We start from the raw sequence: 17062 nt of genomic DNA on the forward strand, positions 1-17062 counted from the left end.
CGCGCGCGGGGGCCGTTTACCTCGTTTTGCGACGCATAACGCCGTACGTGGCGCGGACAGCCTCCACGAACGCGCTCGGTGCGCCTTGGTCGCGCGCGCGATCGGAGAAAACCAAGCCGATGTCGCGGGTGAGGTCGAAGCCGTTGAGTCTAATGGCGCTGAGCCCGGGCTTTTTGAAGCTTAAGGGCGCGACCGTGATGCCTAAGCCGGCGGCGACCATGCTGAGCGCGCGGTCATCGCTCAGCGTGCGCAGGCTGAACGAGGGGCGCACGTCGCGATTGGTGAAATAACGGCTGATCTCCGGCAGACCCTCGCATTGGCGGCGCACGATCATGGTTTCGCCCGCCAACGTGCCGCCGTCGATGCTTTCGGCCGCGGCGAGCTTGTGCGTCGCGCTGACAAACAAGACGTAAGGCTCCGTACACAGCGTCTCTTGCGCGAAGCTCTCGAGGTTGGGGCGCAGAATGGTGAGCGCGGCATCGAGGCGGCCGTCGCTCAAGCGATTGGCGATGTCGCGCTCGGTGGAATCCAGCAATTCCAAGGCTTCCGCGTTGGCGTGCTTGGCATGATGCGCCACGACGCGTTCGAGATCGCGCGCAGGGATGGTCGAGAGAATGCCGGCGCGGACGCGTTTGAGCCGCGGGGCTTCGGCGACTTCGCGGAGGGCAGCCTCGTATTCCTGGGTGATGCGCCGGGCGTGGCCGAGGAAGCGGCTGCCGGCGGGTGTCAGCGACACCCGCCGCGTTGTGCGCTCGAACAAGCGCGCGCCGACCTCGCTCTCCAGCTTGGCGATGCCGACCGAAAGCGTCGGCTGGGTCACGTTCACCCGCGCCGCCGCCTTGGAGAACGAGCCGAGCTCGGCCACGGCCAAGAAATAGCGCAGCAGGTAGCGATCCATAGGTAATGTCTATCAGTTCTGTTCCTTTGGTTCAATTTCAATTGGCGCTGCAAATCAATTACGGTCTGCGGGCCGCCGGCTTCCAGCCGGCTTTCGGTGTTTCGGACGCCCGAATGGAGCCACCCCGTGACTGACTCCTACCAACTCGATTTCCAGCTCGGCGAAACCGCTGACGCCATTCGCGACACCACGCGCAAATTCGCCGCTGACCGCATTGCGCCGATGGCCGCCGAGATCGACGCGCAGAACAAATTCCCGCGCGAACTCTGGCCCGAAATGGGCCAGCTCGGCCTGCACGGCATCACCGTCGCCGAAGAGGATGGCGGCCTGGGGCTCGGCTATCTCGAACACGTCGTCGCCATGGAGGAGGTGAGCCGCGCCTCGGCGTCGGTCGGCCTTTCGTATGGCGCGCACTCCAATCTCTGCATCAATCAGATCCGGCGTTGGGCGACGCCGGAGCAGAAGCAGAAGTATTTGCCGAAGCTCATAAGCGGCGCGCATGTCGGCTCGCTCGCCATGAGCGAAGCGGGCGCGGGCTCCGATGTCGTCGGCATGAAATTGCGCGCCGAGCACAAGGGCGATCGCTATGTGCTCAACGGCACGAAATTCTGGATCACCAACGCGCCGGAAGCCAACACGCTCGTCGTCTATGCCAAGACCAACCCCGAAGCCGGCTCAGGCGGCATCACCGCGTTCCTGATCGAGCGCGGCATGAAGGGGTTCAGCACCAGCCAGAAGCTCGACAAAATGGGCATGCGCGGCTCGGACACCGGCGAGCTTGTGTTCGAAGATTGCGAAGTCCCGGAAGAGAATGTGATGGGCGGCGTTGGCCGTGGCGTCGGCGTGCTGATGAGCGGCCTCGATTATGAGCGCGCTGTGCTTGCGGCCGGGCCGCTCGGCATCATGCAAGCCTGCCTGGATGTCGTGTTGCCCTATGTGCGCGAGCGCAAGCAATTCGGCCGCGCCATCGGCTCGTTCCAGCTGATGCAGGCCAAGGTCGCCGACATGATCGTCGCGCTCAATTCAGCGCGCGCCTACGTCTATGCCGTCGCGAAAGCCTGCGACGCGGGCAAGACCACGCGCCATGACGCGGCGGGCGCCATTCTCTACGCTTCGGAAAGCGCGGTGAAAGTGTCGCTTGAAGCCATCCAGGCGCTCGGCGGCGCGGGCTACACGCGCGACTTCCCAGTTGAGCGCTTCCTGCGCGACGCTAAGCTCTACGACATCGGCGCGGGCACCAATGAAGTGCGCCGCTTCTTGATCGGTCGGGAGATCATTGGCGCATGAGTGAAAAGACGCCCGCACATATGCGCGCGCTGCAAGTGACACGGCTCAGCGAAGCGTTTGAGGGCGTTGAGATCGTCGATATGCCGACGCCTTCGCCTAAAGCGGGTGAGGCGTTGGTGCGCGTGCATGCGGCGGCGCTTGGGTTTCCGGCGCTGCTGATGACGAGCGGCGGCTATCAGCACAAGCCGGATTTGCCGTTTATCTTTGGTGGTGACTTTGCGGGCGAGGTCGTTGCTGTGGGCGATGGCGCGAAGCTTGAAATCGGCGCGCGCGTCACGGGCGGGGCTGTCACCGGTGCATTCGCGGAATATTGCACGGCGGCTGGGCTGACGCCGATCCCGGAAGGCGTGAGCTTCGAGGAAGCCGCCGCGTTTCCGTCCGCTTATCTCACCGCGCACGTGTCGCTCGTGCACGCCGCGCATGTGCAGCCCGGCGAATGGGTGCTTGTGCTCGGCGGCGCCGGCGGCGTGGGCTTGGCGGCGGTTGACCTGGCCTTGGCGCTTGGCGCGAAAGTGATCGCGGGCGCATCCACCGAAGATAAGCGCGCCGCGTTGCGCGCTTATGCGCCGGACGCGCACGTGATCGATACGACCAAGCCGTTCAAAGACATCGTCCGCGAGATTTCGGGCGGTGGCGTCAATGTCGTCTATGATCCTGTTGGCGGCGATCTGTTCGCTGAGGCGATATCGTGCCTCACTTTCGCGGGCCGCATGCTCGTGATCGGCTTCGCTTCGGGCGACATTCCAACGCTTTCGGTCAATCGCGCTTTGATCAAGCATGTCGCCGTCATCGGCGTGCGTGCGGGCGAGTATAGCCGGCGTTTCCCGGATAAGCGGCGCGAGACGATGCGCACGCTGACCGAGCTTTGGGCGCGTGGGGCGATCCGGCCGCATGTCGATGGCGTTTTTCCTTTGGATGCGTGGCGCGAGGGCGTCGCGCGCATGACCTCGCGCGCCTGCGTCGGGCGCGTCATCCTGAAGCCTTAAGATCGATCGACACATGAAACTCAAATCGCAAATCGATCCCAATTCGGAAGCCTTCGCCAAGAATGCCGCGCACCACCGCGGCCTCGCGCAGCAGCTCCGAGAGCGCACCGCGCAGATCGCGCTTGGCGGGCCGGAGCAGCATCGCAAGCGCCACACCGAGCGCGGCAAGCTGCTGCCGCGTGAGCGGGTGGAGCGCTTGCTTGATCCTGGCGCGCCCTTTCTCGAGATCGGCGCGCTTGCGGCTTACGATCTCTACAATCACGAAGCGCCGGCGGCGGGGATCATCACCGGCATTGGCCGCGTCTCCGGCCGCGAAGTGATGATCGTCGCCAACGACGCCACGGTGAAGGGCGGCGCTTATTTTCCGATGACGGTGAAGAAGCATCTGCGCGCGCAAGAGATCGCGATGCAGAACAAGCTGCCGTGCGTCTATCTCGTCGATAGCGGCGGCGCGAACCTGCCGCACCAGGCCGAAGTCTTCCCGGACCGCGACCATTTCGGCCGCATCTTCTTCAACCAAGCGCGCATGTCGGGCGAGGGCATCGCGCAAATCGCCTGCGTCATGGGCTCATGCACCGCGGGCGGCGCTTACGTGCCGGCGATGAGCGATGAAACAATCATCGTCCGCAACCAAGGCACCATCTTCCTCGGCGGGCCGCCGCTGGTGAAAGCCGCGACCGGCGAAGTGATCAGCGCCGAAGATCTGGGCGGCGGCGATTTGCACGCACGCAAGAGCGGCGTGGTGGATCATCTCGCGCAAGATGACGCGCACGCGCTGCACCTCGTCCGCCGCATCGTGGCGAACCTCAACACAGTCAAGAAGGTTGGCCTCGATCTGCGCGAACCGATCGCGCCCGCGTACGACGCCGAAAGCATCTATGGCGTCATCCCCGACGACGTCCGCACGCCGTACGACGTCCGCGAAGTCATCGCCCGCATTGTCGACGGCAGCGAGCTTGACGAATTCCGTCGGCTCTATGGCCCGACGCTCGTCACCGGCTTCGCGCGCATCTGGGGCTTCCCCGTCGCGATCCTCGCCAACAACGGCATCCTGTTCAGCGAGAGCGCGCAAAAGGGCGCGCACTTCATCGAACTCGCCTGCAAGCGCGGCATTCCACTGCTGTTCCTGCAAAACATTTCCGGCTTTATGGTCGGCGGCAAATACGAGGCCGGCGGCATCGCCAAGGACGGCGCAAAGATGGTGACGGCCGTCGCCTCGGCCGAAGTGCCGAAGTTCACCGTGCTGATCGGCGGCTCGTTCGGCGCCGGCAATTACGGCATGTGCGGCCGCGCTTATTCTCCGCGCTTCCTCTTCACCTGGCCCAACTCCCGCATCTCCGTCATGGGCGGCGAGCAAGCCGCCAGCGTGCTCGCGCAAGTGAAGCGCGACGGCATGGAAGCGAAAGGCGAGAGCTGGGCGAAGGCGGACGAAGAAAAATTCAAAGACCCCATTCGCGCGAGATACGAAGCCGAAGGCGATCCGTACCACGCGACGGCGAGGTTGTGGGACGATGGCATCATTGATCCGGCGCAAACGCGCGACGTATTGGGGCTGGCGATCAGTGCGAGCTTGAACGCGCCGATACCGGAGACGCGCTTTGGCGTGTTTAGGATGTGAGCATGACCAGTCTCATCGACCTGCGCACTGAATTTGCGCCAAGAGCTGTTGATTCTGACCGCTTATTTCTCCTCAGCGCGAGTGACGCGCTTGAATTCATAACTCGCGCGACGAATGCGGGGCAGGAGCTTGCGGGAGTCGAGGGGTTCAGAATCACCGAACACGGGGCGTTTCAGCCGCTGCAAGAATTCTCGACCGACAGCGCAGACGTTCAATGCGGCAAGGCGGAATTCGTTGAACTCACGAATGCCGTAGTTCAAGCCGGCGCGGCAAAGAACGTCTATTTCGAAGTCGTCTTTGAGGGCGAGCATGCTTAAAGCCGTCCTCATCGCAAATCGCGCTCGGATAATAACCCTCTCCCTTGCGGAGAGGGTCGCCGCGCAGCGGCGGGGTGAGGGGCGTTCAAACGAGCAGGCGCCGAGGCGGTCGAACGCCCCTCATCCCCTGACCCCTTCTCCGCAAGGGAGAAGGGGAATGGTGCGCGCATGCTGAAATCTGTGCTCATTGCCAACCGCGGAGAAATTGCGCGGCGTGTGATCAGAACGTGCAAGCGTCTCGGCGTGCGTACGTTGGCTGTGTATTCCGATGCCGACGCGAAGTCGCTGCACGTCCGTGAAGCGGATGACGCCGTTCACATCGGGCCGAGCGCGGCGAAGGAGAGCTATCTGCGCGGCGAGAAGATCATCGCCGCCGCGAAGCAAACCGGCGCCGAGGCGATCCATCCCGGCTACGGCTTTCTCTCCGAGAACGCCGACTTCGCGCAAGCCGTCATCGATGCGGGCCTGATCTGGATCGGGCCGAAGCCGGACTCCATCCGCGCCATGGGCCTCAAGGACGCCGCGAAGAAACTCATGGCCGAAGCCGGCGTGCCGACGACGCCGGGCTATCTCGGCGAAGATCAAAGCGAAGAGCGTTTGCAGAAGGAGGCCGACGCGATCGGCTATCCGGTGCTGATCAAAGCCGTCGCCGGCGGCGGCGGCAAAGGCATGCGCAAGGTCGAGAAGAGGGCCGAGTTCAAAGCGGCGCTCGCGTCCGCCAAGCGCGAAGCGGCGGCAGCGTTTGGCGACGATCGCGTGCTGCTCGAAATGTACGTGCAGCGCCCGCGTCATATCGAAGTGCAGGTGTTCGGCGATACGCACGGCACTGTCGTGCATCTGTTCGAGCGCGATTGCTCGCTGCAGCGCCGGCACCAGAAGGTGATCGAAGAAGCACCCGCGCCGGGCATGGACGAGGCCACGCGAAAAGCCGTCACCGACGCGGCGGTGCTGGCGGCGCGCGCGGTGAACTATGTCGGCGCCGGCACCATCGAGTTCATCGCCGACGCCAGCGAAGGCCTGCGCGGCGACCGCATCTGGTTCATGGAAATGAACACACGCCTGCAAGTCGAACACCCGGTGACGGAGGAGATCACCGGGCAGGACTTAGTCGAGTGGCAGCTGCGCGTGGCGAGCGGCGAGAAGCTGCCGCTGAAACAGAGCGAACTTGCGATCAATGGCCACGCCATGGAAGCGCGGCTCTACGCTGAAAATCCCGACACCGGCTTCCTTCCCAGCACAGGCAAACTTGAACATCTGCATTTGCCGTACGGCCCGCGCACCGACGCCGCGGTCGAGTATGGCGACGAGGTCACCCCGTTTTACGATCCGATGATCGCCAAAATTATCACCCACGCTGACACACGCGATGACGCGATCGCGCAATTGCGCGAGGCATGCGCTGACGTCGAAGCGTTCCCGGTGAAAACCAATGCCGGCTTCCTCGTCCGCTGTCTCGACGACGAATCGTTCGCAGCAGGCGAGGTCGACACGTCCCTGATCGCTGCGCGCGGCGAGGCGCTGTGGCATCGCCCGCCACCAAGCGCCGACGCCGTGGCCTACGCCGCCGCGCGCTTCATGGGCCAGACGCAAACCGATGAACGCACGCCGTGGACGTCGCTGGGCGGCTTCCGCATCAATGCGCCGGCGCAAATCAAAGTGCGCATGCGCGTGGGCGCCGAAGCGTTTGAAACAGCGCCTGCCGAGCCTGGCGTATATCCCAGCGACGGCAGTATTGACGCCATTGGCGTCGGCCATTCGATCGTCGTGTTCGAAGATGGCGAAGCTTACGAGTTTACGCTCGACATGGGCGCGCACGCCGATGGCGAAGCCGCCGCCGGCGATGGCGCGATCTTATCGCCCATGCCCGGCAAAATCGTCTCTGTCGCTACCAAAGCCGGCGCGCAGTTGAAAAAAGGCGACCCCATCCTCGTACTCGAAGCCATGAAGATGGAGCACACGCTCACCGCGCCGTTCGACGGCGTTGTTGCTGAACTCAACGCCAGCGCAGGGGCGCAAGTGAGTGAGGGCGTGGTGTTGGCGAAGCTTGAGAAGCAATAGGCCGGGGCGCCCGCGCCCGCGTGGGACGGGGGCGGCGCGAGCGCGACGCGTCACTTCTGCAGCTGCGCGCCCATGAGTTGATGCAAGAGATTGATGGCCTTGAGCGGGCGGATCATGACTTTGAAGTGGGTGATCTGGCCGGATTCGTTCCAGCTGATCATATCGACGCCATTGATGCGGATGCCGTCGATCTCGCGTTCGAATTCGAGCACGGCGCCGTGGGGGCTTGTCCATTCGCCGATATAGCGGAAGCCGTCGCCGCCGAGCACTTTGAGGGCGCTGTCGAGATATTTGAAGGTGATCTCGCGGCCGCGTTGCGGGGTGTGCACGACGGGGCTTTCGAAGACGGCGTCGGGCGCGAGCAGCTCCCAGAGCGCCTTCGAATCATGGCTCTTGGCGTAGGCGTACCATTTTTCCAATGCGCTCATGTCGGGCTCCCTAACCGGCGAACGAGCGATAGAGCATATAGATCGCCACGGCGAACACCACGCCCGCGAAAACGCGCTGCAACATGCCGCGCTGCTTGGCCAAATGTTCGGCGAGCCCCGCGCCCATCACGCCGCCGACCACGCCGCCAAAGATGAAAAGCCCGGCGATGCGCCAATCGACGAGGCCGTCGAGCGCATAGGTGGCGGCGGTGGTGGCGCCGAATGTGCCGACGGAGAAGAGCGAGGAGCCGACGGCCTGCAGCATGGTCATGCCACTGGCGGCGATCAGGCCGGGCACGATCAGGAAGCCGCCGCCGATGCCGAAGAATCCGGAAACGGCGCCGGCCGCGAGGCCGTAACCGACGAGCTTGGGGGCATTCTCGCGGTTGAGCACGACGTCGCTGTCGCCCTCGCTCTTACGCGGGCGCAGCATGAGCACGCCGATCACGATCATCGCCACGGCGAAGAGCGGCAGCAGGATTTTGGCGTCGGTGAGCTTGCCGATCGAGGCGCCGAGCGCGGCGCCGGCGATACCCGAGCCGGCGAACACCGCCGCGCAGCGCCATTTCACATTACCGCGGCGGGCGTGCGGGATGAGGTTGGCGAAGGCGTTGATGGAAACGGCGAGCGCGCTGGTGCCGATCGCCATATGCGGATTGGCGACGCCGACCACGTAGAGCAGCGCCGGCGTCGCCAGGATCGAGCCGCCGCCGCCGATCAGCGCCAGCACCAAGCCGACGGCGGCGCCGCTGATGATCGCAAGGATGTCGGCGAGTTCGATCACGATCCGTTGGTCTTGCCGCGATTCCAGGGCCAGGTCGGCGCCGATTGTTGACGGCGGACGTCAAAACCGGCCGCTTTCCACGCCTCGATGCCGCCATCTAGGAAATACGCCTCGGCAAAACCGCACGCCGCCAGCTTGGCGGCGTTGGTGCGGGTGCGCATGCCCGACTTGCAGTGGAACACGCCAATCTTGTCGCGGCAATCAGCCAGCGCCTCGGGATCGAAGCTGGAGAGCGGTGCGAGGCGCGCCTCGGCGATGTGCTCCTGCGCGTGCTCGTTGGGCTCGCGAATATCGACCAAGACGGCCTCGCCGGCTTCAAGCTTACGTTTGAGGTCTGCGGCGTTTATGGGATTGAGCGTGCTCAAGGCGGGTCTCCTAATGGCTTGCAAAAGATATTAGGAATATCTAATATAAAGCGCAAGAGGTGATGATCATGACGACAGCGCCAAAAGTCCGCGCCTTCTTCCATGAGCCCACGTTCACGGTGAGCTATCTGGTGTGGGATCCCGTCACCAGGGCGGCCGCGATCATCGATAGCGTGCTTGATTTCGATCAAAAGTCCGGCCGCACCGCGACCCACTCCGCCCAAGCGCTCCTCGACGCGGTGCGCGAAGAGGGCGTGAAGGTCGCCTATCTGCTTGAGACCCACGCGCACGCCGATCATTTGTCCGCGGCGCCTTTTCTAAAGCAGGCGACAGGCGCCCCGATCGTGATCGGCGAACACATCAAGACGGTGCAGCACGTGTTCAAGGGCGTGTTCAATCTCGCCTACGTCACCGCGGACGGTCGTCCGTTCGATCGTCTGGTGCGCGACGGCGAAGTGCTGCAACTGGGTGAGTTGGAGATCAAGGTGCTGCACACGCCGGGTCACACGCCGGCCTGCGTCAGCTATCTGATCGGCGACGCCATATTCGTCGGCGACACGTTATTCATGCCGGATTACGGCACGGCGCGCTGTGACTTTCCGGGCGGCGACGCCGGCACGCTCTATCGCTCCATTCACAAGCTGCTGGCGTTGCCCGACGATACGCGCGTATTTCTCTGCCACGATTATAAGGCGCCAGGGCGCGATACCTTCGCCTGGGAGACAACCATTGCGGCCGAGAAGCAGAACGTGCACCTGCGCGATGGCGTGAGTGAAGCGCAATATGTCGCCATGCGCGAAGCGCGCGACAAGACGCTGGAAATGCCGGTGCTGATCCTGCCGTCGATCCAGGTCAACATTCAGGCCGGAGAATTGCCGCCGCCGGAGGAGAACGGTGTGCGCTATCTGAAGTTGCCTCTAGACGCCCTCTAGAAAACCGCGCGCCGACGGCATCCAAAGCCGGTGGCGCGTGCATCCCTGCCTATAGAATGGGAGGGATCCAATGAAATTCGCCGCACGTCTGGCTGCAAGCCTGTCAGCCTTAGCGCTGGCCACGGGCATTGCCTTCGCCGAGCCGCCTACGCCGCCGCCGCCCGCGCCACAAGGCGTCACCGGAGAGGCGTTATTGCCGGCGCTGATCGAACATTCGCGCACGACCGCGCGGCTGGAAAATGGAAGGCTCATTGGCCCCGGCGGCGATGTGCTGCGCCGTCTGGGCGCTGAGTCGCAATTTGTTGTTGTCGGCGAAGAGCATGGCAACGCTGCCATCGCGCAATTCGTGGAAGCGTATTGGCGCGATCTCAACGCCATCGGCTTCAATTACGCCGCTATCGAAGTTGACCCTTGGGTCGCCGAAGCGATGGAGCGCGAGTTGCGCGCAGGCGATGTCACCCGTTGGGCGCAGTTCATTGAGCCGCGCGGGGGTGCGGTGGTCGCGCCGTTCTTCAGCTGGACGCCTGAAGCGCAATTAGCGGATACGATCGTGGATACGTCGCGGGCGCGACGTGAGCCGGCGCTCTGGGGGCTGGATCAAGTTTTCCTTGGCGCAGCGCCGTGGTTGCTTGATGAGATCGCGGCCCATGCGCGTGATGGCGAAGCGCGAACGATGGCGGCGAGCCTCGCCACGGCGGCACGCGGCAATCTGAGCTGGCTTGGCCAATCGGAATCGGCGGCGCTTGAGGCGCTGCGTGCGCGCCTGACCCATCGTCGGGATGCGCGCTACGCTGAATTGGTTGATGCGATGATCGTATCGCAGCGCATCTATCGGCCCTTTTCCGCCGAACAAGGTGAAGCGTGGTTCTCCAACGTCGAGCGCGAAACGCTGATGAAGCGGAATTTCCTCGCGCGCTATCGCGCGGCGGAACGCGCGGACGGCGCCGCCCCCCGCGTGTTGCTCAAGTTCGGTGGTTATCACGCCTATCGTGGCGCGACGCCCACCATGGCGCAGGGTCTAGGCGGTTTCGTCAACGAACTCGCGGTGCAGAATGGCGGAAGTTCGCTGTCGATTTACATTGCGTGTGGGCCAGGCGGCGCCACAGCCGGCTTCGCCGGCCCGCCAACGTCGTGCGACCAGGGCTTTGCCGAGAGCTGGTCTTTCCTTGCGCCGTACGTCAGCACCGAAGAGATCACAATCATTGATTTGCGCGCCTGGAAGCTGCGGCCGCGGCGTTGGGCGCATCTCTCAGCCGATGCACGCCAGCTGATCTCGAGCTTTGACATACTTGTGATCATGCCAAATGCGCCGGCGTCGGAATTCTTGCCTGGTGTGACGCCGCCAACGCCGCCTGCGTCTTGATTCATGACGGAATGGCGGTAAAGCAGCCGCCAGCAAACTATGGGGAGAGGGATATGCGTAACTTTGTGATCAGCGCGTTTGCGCTGGCGGCTCTCGGCGCGTGTGCGCAGCAAGGGCCTACGGAATTGACTCAAGAACAACTTGTCGCGCGCGGCGAGTATCTCGTGACCGCGATTGGCGGCTGCAATGATTGCCATACCCCGATGACGCCGCAGGGGCCGGACATGACGCAATCCTTGCAGGGCGCCACACTTGGCTTCGCGCCGACCATGCCGATGCCGTGGGCCCCGGTCGCACCCCCGCTCGCGGGTATTCCCAGTCATTTCACGCAAGAGCAATTCGCGGCGTTCCTGCAAACCGGCGTGCGCCCAGATGGTTCGCGTCCGCTGCCGCCGATGCCGGCCTATCGCTTGAACGAAGAGGATGCGCGCGCGATCACAGCCTACATCGCGACCTTGCCGAGTGCGAGCGAAGCGACGGCAACGCCGCCGAGCGAATGACGTTCCGCGCGTAACGCGCGCAACGCAGATATGAAATCGTGATCGCAACGAAGCTTGACGCGCGCGCGCGTTGGGTGTTGCTTGTGCGTGTCGGAAGATATCGGCGCCGTTGCCGGTTCCCGTTTGCAATTGCTCTTGCAGCACACAACACCTGGGCCACGGCGCGCGCCAAGTTGTCTTCCCGTTCGACGAAAAGAACCGCGCGCAGCAATGGTGCTGCAGGGAATGCGGGCCAGTCGAGGTCGGCCGGCGTCAGGCGACGTTTCAGCGTATGGTGATGTGTAGGCGAACAAATTAGCAACACATCGCAACGCTGATTTTTCCTTTGTTTGCGCGTTTTTTTGCTCTGGCGCCCGCGCGTGCCAGGCTCCTATCTCCTTTTTGAATGAGGGGATCCACATGCAGCTCCGTGAGCTTGGCCGCACCGGTGTGAAGGTGTCGTCAATTTGTCTTGGCACGATGACGTTTGGCGATCAGACGCCGCAGGACGATGCGTTCGCACAAATGGATCTCGCGCTCGCACGCGGCGTAAATTTTTTCGACACGGCGGAAATGTATTCGAGTCCGCCCAAGGCGGACACCCAGGGCAATACCGAGCGGGTGATCGGCGCCTGGTTCAAGGCACGCGGCGGCCGCGACAAGGTGGTGCTGGCGTCGAAGGTCGCCGGTCGCACGCGCGACATGAAATGGATTCGGCCGGAGGACATGCTTGAAGATGGTCAGGTGCGCTTGTCGCGCGCGCAGATTGATTATGCCGTCGAGCAGAGCCTAAAGCGGCTGCAGACCGATTATATCGATCTCTACCAAGTGCATTGGCCGGATCGTTTGTACCGCGGCTTCGGGTTTCAGACGTACAAGGATTATCCGCAGGACTTCATCGCCTTCGGCGATATCCTGGAAGCGTTGGGTCGTCACATCGACAGGGGCAATATCCGCGCGATCGGCGTGTCGAACGAGAGCCCGTGGGGCGTCATGCGCTATCTGGCTGAGAGCGATACGCGCGGCTTGCCGCGCCTGGCGTCGATCCAGAACGCCTATCATTTGCTCAATCGTCGTTTCGAGACCGGCGGTTTGGCTGAGGTGGCGCTGCGCGAGCACGTCGGCTTGCTGGCGTATTCGCCGCTCGCGCAGGGCGTGCTGACGGGCAAGTATCTCGGCGGAGCCAAGCCCGAGGGCTCACGCGGCAAGCTCTACAATCGCCTGCAACGTTATGAAGGGCCGGGCGCTGAGGAGATGACCGTTGCTTACGTGAAGCTCGCGCGCGAACTGGGCGTGACGCCGGTGCAATTGGCGTTGAAATTTGTCGATACGCGGCCGTGGGTCACGAGTACGATCGTCGGCGCAAGCAGCGTGCGTCAGCTCGAGGAGGATTTGGCGGCGTTCGATGCGCCCTGGACGGACGAAATGGAGCAGCGCGTCAACGCCTTGCATACAGCCCACCCGGATCCTTGCCCCTGAGATGAGCCTTCGCCTCTTCGCCGCCCTCGATCTTCCCGACGATATCGCCGAGCGGCTTTTGCCGCTCCAGAAAGGTATTGGCGGCGCGAAATGGCGGCCGCGTGAAAACTTGCATCTTACGTTGCGATTCTTTGGCGAAGTCGCGGAGCCGGTGGCGGACGATATCGACGCCGAATTGGCGGCGATCGCGGAGAATAACGCACCGTTCGAGATCGCGTTGAAAAGCGCAGGCGCGTTCGGCGGCGCCGATCCGCACACGCTGTGGATCGGCGTGACGGATAGCGAGCCATTGAAGCGATTGGCAGCGGATTGCGAACGCGCGGCGCGACGTGCGAAACTCAAACCCGAGCCGCGCGCGTTCAAGCCGCACGTGACGCTGGCGTATCTGAGCAATGCGCCGCTCGATCGTGTACAGGGGTTCGAGCAGCGTTTTGCGTTGTTTCAGACACCGTCGTTTCGCGTGGAGCGGTTCGGGCTTTATTCAAGCTTCACACGCAAATCCGCCCCGAGCCTTTACAGGCTTGAGGCGGAATACCCGTTGCGCGGTTAGCTCTTTGCGAGGGGCGAGCAGGGGCCGGCGTTTCGGGCGTCGGCGCCGCGGTGTCACGCACTATGTGGCTCGGTCAGCGCGCATAATCGCGTACGAGAGATTCAAGAAAGTCGCGACCCTCGTACACGGATTGGACTCGGATCTTTTCGTTGAGGCCATGCGCGTTGTTTTCGCCGGGGGCCGAGAACATGCCGCTCATGCCATAGGTTGGAATACCAGCATTGTTGAGGAAGCGGCCGTCGGTGGCGCCGACCGTCATGGTCGGCACGATCGGCGTGTTAGGCCACAGGCGCGCGGCGGCGCGCTCGACGGGCGCCATGATCTCGCGCGTAAGACGCGGTGGGCTTGAGCCGTCGCGTCGGCGCACGATGGCGACCTCGATCTGATCGTCGCCAAGTGCGCGCCGCAAATCGGCTTGCACCTCTTCCGGCGTGTGGCCCTGCAAGACGCGGCAGGAGAGCGTCGCCATAGCGCGTTGCGGTAAGGCGTTCGGCGCGTGACCGGCGTCCAGTTGGGTGGCGACGCAGGTGGTGCGCATCATGGCGTTGAAGCTTGGATCGCGCGCCAGCGTGGCGGCCGCTTGCGCGTCGTTGGGGTCGCGGGCGATAGCGGCCATCGCCGCGCCCATCTCGCCGCCGACAATGGGCGCCATGCGTTCGAAGAAGGTGCGGGTGACCTCATTCAGCTCGACAGGAAACTGGTGTGTGGCGAGACGGTTGAGGCCATTGCTCAACCGATAAATCGCGTTCTCCGGAACAGGCCGTGAAGAATGGCCGCCGGGATTGATGACGGTGAGAGTCATCACCTGGTGGATTTTCTCACCGGCCTGGATGTTGAGCGCAATTGGACGTCCGTTGACGTCGAGAATGCCGCCGGCGCCTTCGTTGATTGCGAAATCGGCTTGCAGCCATGGGCGATGGTTGCGCAGCAGATAATCCACGCCATTGACGCGGTTGGAGGTTTCCTCGCCACAGGTCAGCGCCATGCGAATGCTGCGGCGCGGGCGATAATTTTCGCGGCGCATGCGCACCAGCATGTCGACGAACACGGCGGCCATGGCCTTATCGTCCGCCACGCCGCGGCCGTAGAAATAGCCGTCCTCTTCGTAGAGCGTGAACGGATCGCGCTCCCAGTCTTCGCGGCGGGCGTCGACCACGTCGATATGGGCAAGCAATAGAAGCGCACGCTGACGCGATGTGCCGCGGATTTGCGCGACCAGGTTGCCGTCGTCCGGGGCGCCGTCGGGGACGATGACCCGCGCGTCGGCCTCGGAGAAGCCTGCATCACGCAAGTGAGTGAGCATGGCTTCAGCGGCGCGGGTGCAGGAGCCCGTAGAGGGAGAAGAATCGATCTCGACCAATTCTTCATAAATTGCACGGAAGGCGGCGCGCTCGGGCGACGGCTCCTGTGCGGTGGCGGCGCCGAGCAAAAGCGCGCTCATTGTGGTCGCAGCGATCGCCAAAATCCTCATCATCAGCACCTCCGTTGCGCCATGAATGAACAAGTTCTGAGCGCGCCGCAACGTCTGACCCAAAATGGGTGTCGGCATAGAGAACCGGCCATTAACCGCGCCATGTGCATGGATTCTGCATGAGCAGCTCCGTCCATCCCGCGTCACGCGCGCGCAAGCTCTTGCTAACGTTTGCGCCCGCGCTTGCGCTGACGTTCGCGAGTTTGGGTGCGGCGGTGGCGTTCGAAGCCGGACCACGCACGCCGCGTCAGATCGCGGCGGTGTTTCCGCCCTGGTGGTCGCAAGCACGCATACTCGAGGCCGCGCGCGACGCCGGTGCGATAGCGGCGATAGGCGGCGCGCGCAATGTGGTGGTCGTCGTCGCCGATGACGATCATTTGCCGTCGCGGCTCAACGCGGCCGGCGCGCTCCTGCAGCTCAACCCCACTTTGACCGGACTCTGCGTCGAACCCTTGGATCAAAACAATGTTTAAGACCCTAGCCGACCAGCGCGTATTTGGCGCGCAATTGGTGAACGCTGCCAACTGGCTGTTCGTACCGATCATCGGCGTCGCCGCGTATTTGCTCGATGGCGCCTGGCTCGGGCTCGGCATCGCCGGGGCGTGCGTGGCGGCGTTCGCTACGCTGGTGATGCGCTTTGCGAGCGGCGAAGCGGGGCGCTTGTGCGCGTCGGCGGCGCTGATGGCGCAAGTTTCGCTGCTGGTGGCCGCGCACGCCGGTCATGCCTGGCAGATTGACATGCACATGGCGTATTTCGCCGCGCTGGCGGTGCTCACGATTTTCTGCGATTGGCGTGCCATTCTTGCAGGCGCCGGCGTCGTCGCCGTGCATCATTTGACGCTGAATTTTCTCATTCCGGCGGCGGTGTTTCCGGGCGGTGGCGATTTCTGGCGCGTGGTCGTGCACGCCGTCATCCTGGTCATCGAAGCGGTGATCTTGATGGGCGTGGCGCACAATATCAGCGGCATGTTCGCGGCGACCGCCGAAACACTGGAACGCGCCGAAGCCGCGCGTGCGGCGGCGGACAAGGCGCAGGCGGCGGAGGCCAGCGCGCGGATCGCCGAACAACAGGCCGCCGCCGAGCGCGCGGCGCTGCAAAAGCGGATTGAAGACGAGCAGGCCGACGTGGTGGCGCGTTTGGCGACCGCGCTTGAGCGTCTGGCGCAAGGCGATTTGACCGCCCAGATCACCGCACAATTCCCGTCGGGCTATGAGAAACTGCGCCAGGACTTTAACGCCGCAGTGCTGCAATTGAAGCAGACCATGAGCGAACTGGCCGGCGCGGTTGATACGATACGCTCCGGCGCGGGCGACATCAGCCAGGCTACAGGCGAGATGTCGCGGCGCACCGAGGGGCAGGCGGCGAGCCTGGAGCAATCCTCGGCAGCGCTGGACGAGATTACCGCCAATGTCCGCCGCACCGCGGAAGGGGCGCACAAGGTCGCGGAAGCGATGCGCGCGGCGCGGGGCGACGCGGACAAGAGCAGCGGCGTGGTCGTCGAAGCGATCGACGCCATGCGCGCCATCGAGGACTCGTCCAAGCAGATTGCGCAGATCATCGGCGTGATCGACGAGATCGCATTCCAGACCAATCTGCTGGCGCTGAACGCGGGCGTTGAGGCGGCGCGCGCCGGCGAAGCCGGTCGAGGTTTTGCGGTAGTCGCCACCGAAGTGCGGGCGCTGGCGCAGCGCTCGGCCAGTGCGGCGCGCGACATCAAGCAATTGATCCAGTCGTCGGAAGCGCTCGTAGGCGCCGGCGTGGGCCTCGTCGGCCAGACTGGCGAGGCGCTCACGCGCATCGCCGCGAGCGTGAGCGAGATCGACGGTCTGGTGCAAGGCATCGCCGACTCGATCGCGCAGCAATCGTCGGGGCTCGGGGAGGTCAACGCGGCCGTTGACGAGATGGACCGCGTGACCCAGAGCAACGCCGCCATGGTGGAGCAATCGGCTGCGGCGAGCCACGCGCTCTCTGAGGAGGCGATGGGGCTGGCGCAGAAAGTCGGCAGGTTCCGCATCGCCGACACGGCGCTGCGCCGCGCGTCATAAG

Annotated in this window: 17 protein-coding genes; 12 read left to right on the forward strand and 5 right to left on the reverse strand. The window is 63.9% G+C overall.

Annotated features, from left to right (window positions below; translation table 11 throughout):
• Positions 1–16 precede the first annotated feature (16 nt).
• On the reverse strand, positions 17–898 hold the full coding sequence (locus VF769_RS01485) for a LysR family transcriptional regulator (RefSeq protein ID WP_331006592.1): 882 nt from the start codon (positions 896–898) through the stop codon (positions 17–19).
• A 126-nt stretch (positions 899–1024) separates the two neighbouring features.
• On the opposite strand from VF769_RS01485, the gene VF769_RS01490 reads away from it, so the two are divergent.
• The 5 genes from VF769_RS01490 to VF769_RS01510 all read left to right on the forward strand — a co-directional run bounded on the left by VF769_RS01490 (position 1025) and on the right by VF769_RS01510 (position 7164).
• A complete protein-coding gene (locus VF769_RS01490; RefSeq protein ID WP_331006593.1) occupies positions 1025–2185 on the forward strand; it encodes an isovaleryl-CoA dehydrogenase in 1161 nt (386 codons plus the stop codon).
• Positions 2182–3171: an NADPH:quinone oxidoreductase family protein gene (locus VF769_RS01495; RefSeq protein ID WP_331006594.1), complete on the forward strand. Its 990-nt coding sequence runs from the start codon at positions 2182–2184 to the stop codon at positions 3169–3171. Before VF769_RS01490 ends, VF769_RS01495 begins: the two co-directional genes overlap by 4 nt.
• Positions 3172–3184: 13 nt before the next feature.
• Positions 3185–4789, forward strand: coding sequence for a carboxyl transferase domain-containing protein (locus tag VF769_RS01500; RefSeq protein WP_331006595.1), 1605 nt, complete (start codon positions 3185–3187; stop codon positions 4787–4789).
• A gap of 2 nt (positions 4790–4791) precedes the next feature.
• Positions 4792–5106: a hypothetical protein gene (locus tag VF769_RS01505; RefSeq protein WP_331006596.1), complete on the forward strand. Its 315-nt coding sequence runs from the start codon at positions 4792–4794 to the stop codon at positions 5104–5106.
• A gap of 168 nt (positions 5107–5274) precedes the next feature.
• Positions 5275–7164: an acetyl/propionyl/methylcrotonyl-CoA carboxylase subunit alpha gene (locus VF769_RS01510; protein WP_331006597.1), complete on the forward strand. Its 1890-nt coding sequence runs from the start codon at positions 5275–5277 to the stop codon at positions 7162–7164.
• Between the two features lie 50 nt (positions 7165–7214).
• Here VF769_RS01510 and VF769_RS01515 read toward each other — a convergent pair whose 3' ends face one another.
• From VF769_RS01515 to VF769_RS01525, 3 genes are read right to left on the reverse strand one after another with little or no spacing between them, the layout of a single operon-like run.
• Positions 7215–7592 (reverse strand): nuclear transport factor 2 family protein, encoded by a 378-nt coding sequence (locus VF769_RS01515; RefSeq protein ID WP_331006598.1) that lies wholly within the window; start codon positions 7590–7592, stop codon positions 7215–7217.
• A gap of 10 nt (positions 7593–7602) precedes the next feature.
• Complete coding sequence (locus VF769_RS01520; RefSeq protein WP_349258075.1) at positions 7603–8373, reverse strand: sulfite exporter TauE/SafE family protein; 771 nt, start codon at positions 8371–8373, stop codon at positions 7603–7605.
• Positions 8373–8741, reverse strand: a complete 369-nt coding sequence (locus VF769_RS01525) for a rhodanese-like domain-containing protein (RefSeq protein ID WP_331006600.1) — start codon at positions 8739–8741, stop codon at positions 8373–8375. The genes VF769_RS01520 and VF769_RS01525 overlap by 1 nt, the downstream gene beginning before the upstream one ends.
• A 68-nt stretch (positions 8742–8809) precedes the next feature.
• Here VF769_RS01525 and VF769_RS01530 point away from each other — a divergent pair, with 68 nt between their 5' ends.
• From VF769_RS01530 to thpR, 5 genes are all read left to right on the forward strand, one after another.
• Complete coding sequence (locus VF769_RS01530) at positions 8810–9673, forward strand: MBL fold metallo-hydrolase (RefSeq protein ID WP_331006601.1); 864 nt, start codon at positions 8810–8812, stop codon at positions 9671–9673.
• Positions 9674–9743: 70 nt separating this feature from the next.
• Positions 9744–11036 (forward strand): hypothetical protein, encoded by a 1293-nt coding sequence (locus VF769_RS01535; protein ID WP_331006602.1) that lies wholly within the window; start codon positions 9744–9746, stop codon positions 11034–11036.
• A gap of 53 nt (positions 11037–11089) precedes the next feature.
• Positions 11090–11536 (forward strand): c-type cytochrome, encoded by a 447-nt coding sequence (locus VF769_RS01540; protein WP_331006603.1) that lies wholly within the window; start codon positions 11090–11092, stop codon positions 11534–11536.
• Between the two features lie 399 nt (positions 11537–11935).
• On the forward strand, positions 11936–12994 hold the full coding sequence (locus VF769_RS01545) for an aldo/keto reductase (RefSeq protein WP_331006604.1): 1059 nt from the start codon (positions 11936–11938) through the stop codon (positions 12992–12994).
• 1 nt (position 12995) lies between these two features.
• Positions 12996–13544, forward strand: a complete 549-nt coding sequence (gene thpR, locus VF769_RS01550) for an RNA 2',3'-cyclic phosphodiesterase (RefSeq protein WP_331006605.1) — start codon at positions 12996–12998, stop codon at positions 13542–13544.
• Between the two features lie 73 nt (positions 13545–13617).
• Here thpR and VF769_RS01555 read toward each other — a convergent pair whose 3' ends face one another.
• The gene (locus VF769_RS01555) at positions 13618–15093 is read right to left on the reverse strand and encodes a M20/M25/M40 family metallo-hydrolase (RefSeq protein WP_331006606.1); all 1476 of its coding nucleotides are present in this window, start codon (positions 15091–15093) and stop codon (positions 13618–13620) included.
• A 41-nt stretch (positions 15094–15134) separates the two neighbouring features.
• On the opposite strand from VF769_RS01555, the gene VF769_RS01560 reads away from it, so the two are divergent.
• Both VF769_RS01560 and VF769_RS01565 read left to right on the forward strand, forming a co-directional pair.
• A complete protein-coding gene (locus tag VF769_RS01560) occupies positions 15135–15488 on the forward strand; it encodes a hypothetical protein (RefSeq protein WP_331006607.1) in 354 nt (117 codons plus the stop codon).
• Positions 15481–17061, forward strand: a complete 1581-nt coding sequence (locus tag VF769_RS01565) for a methyl-accepting chemotaxis protein (RefSeq protein ID WP_331006608.1) — start codon at positions 15481–15483, stop codon at positions 17059–17061. Before VF769_RS01560 ends, VF769_RS01565 begins: the two co-directional genes overlap by 8 nt.
• Position 17062: the final 1 nt, after the last annotated feature.

The organism is Vitreimonas sp., from assembly GCF_036392335.1.
Lineage (GTDB): Bacteria > Pseudomonadota > Alphaproteobacteria > Caulobacterales > Aquidulcibacteraceae > Vitreimonas.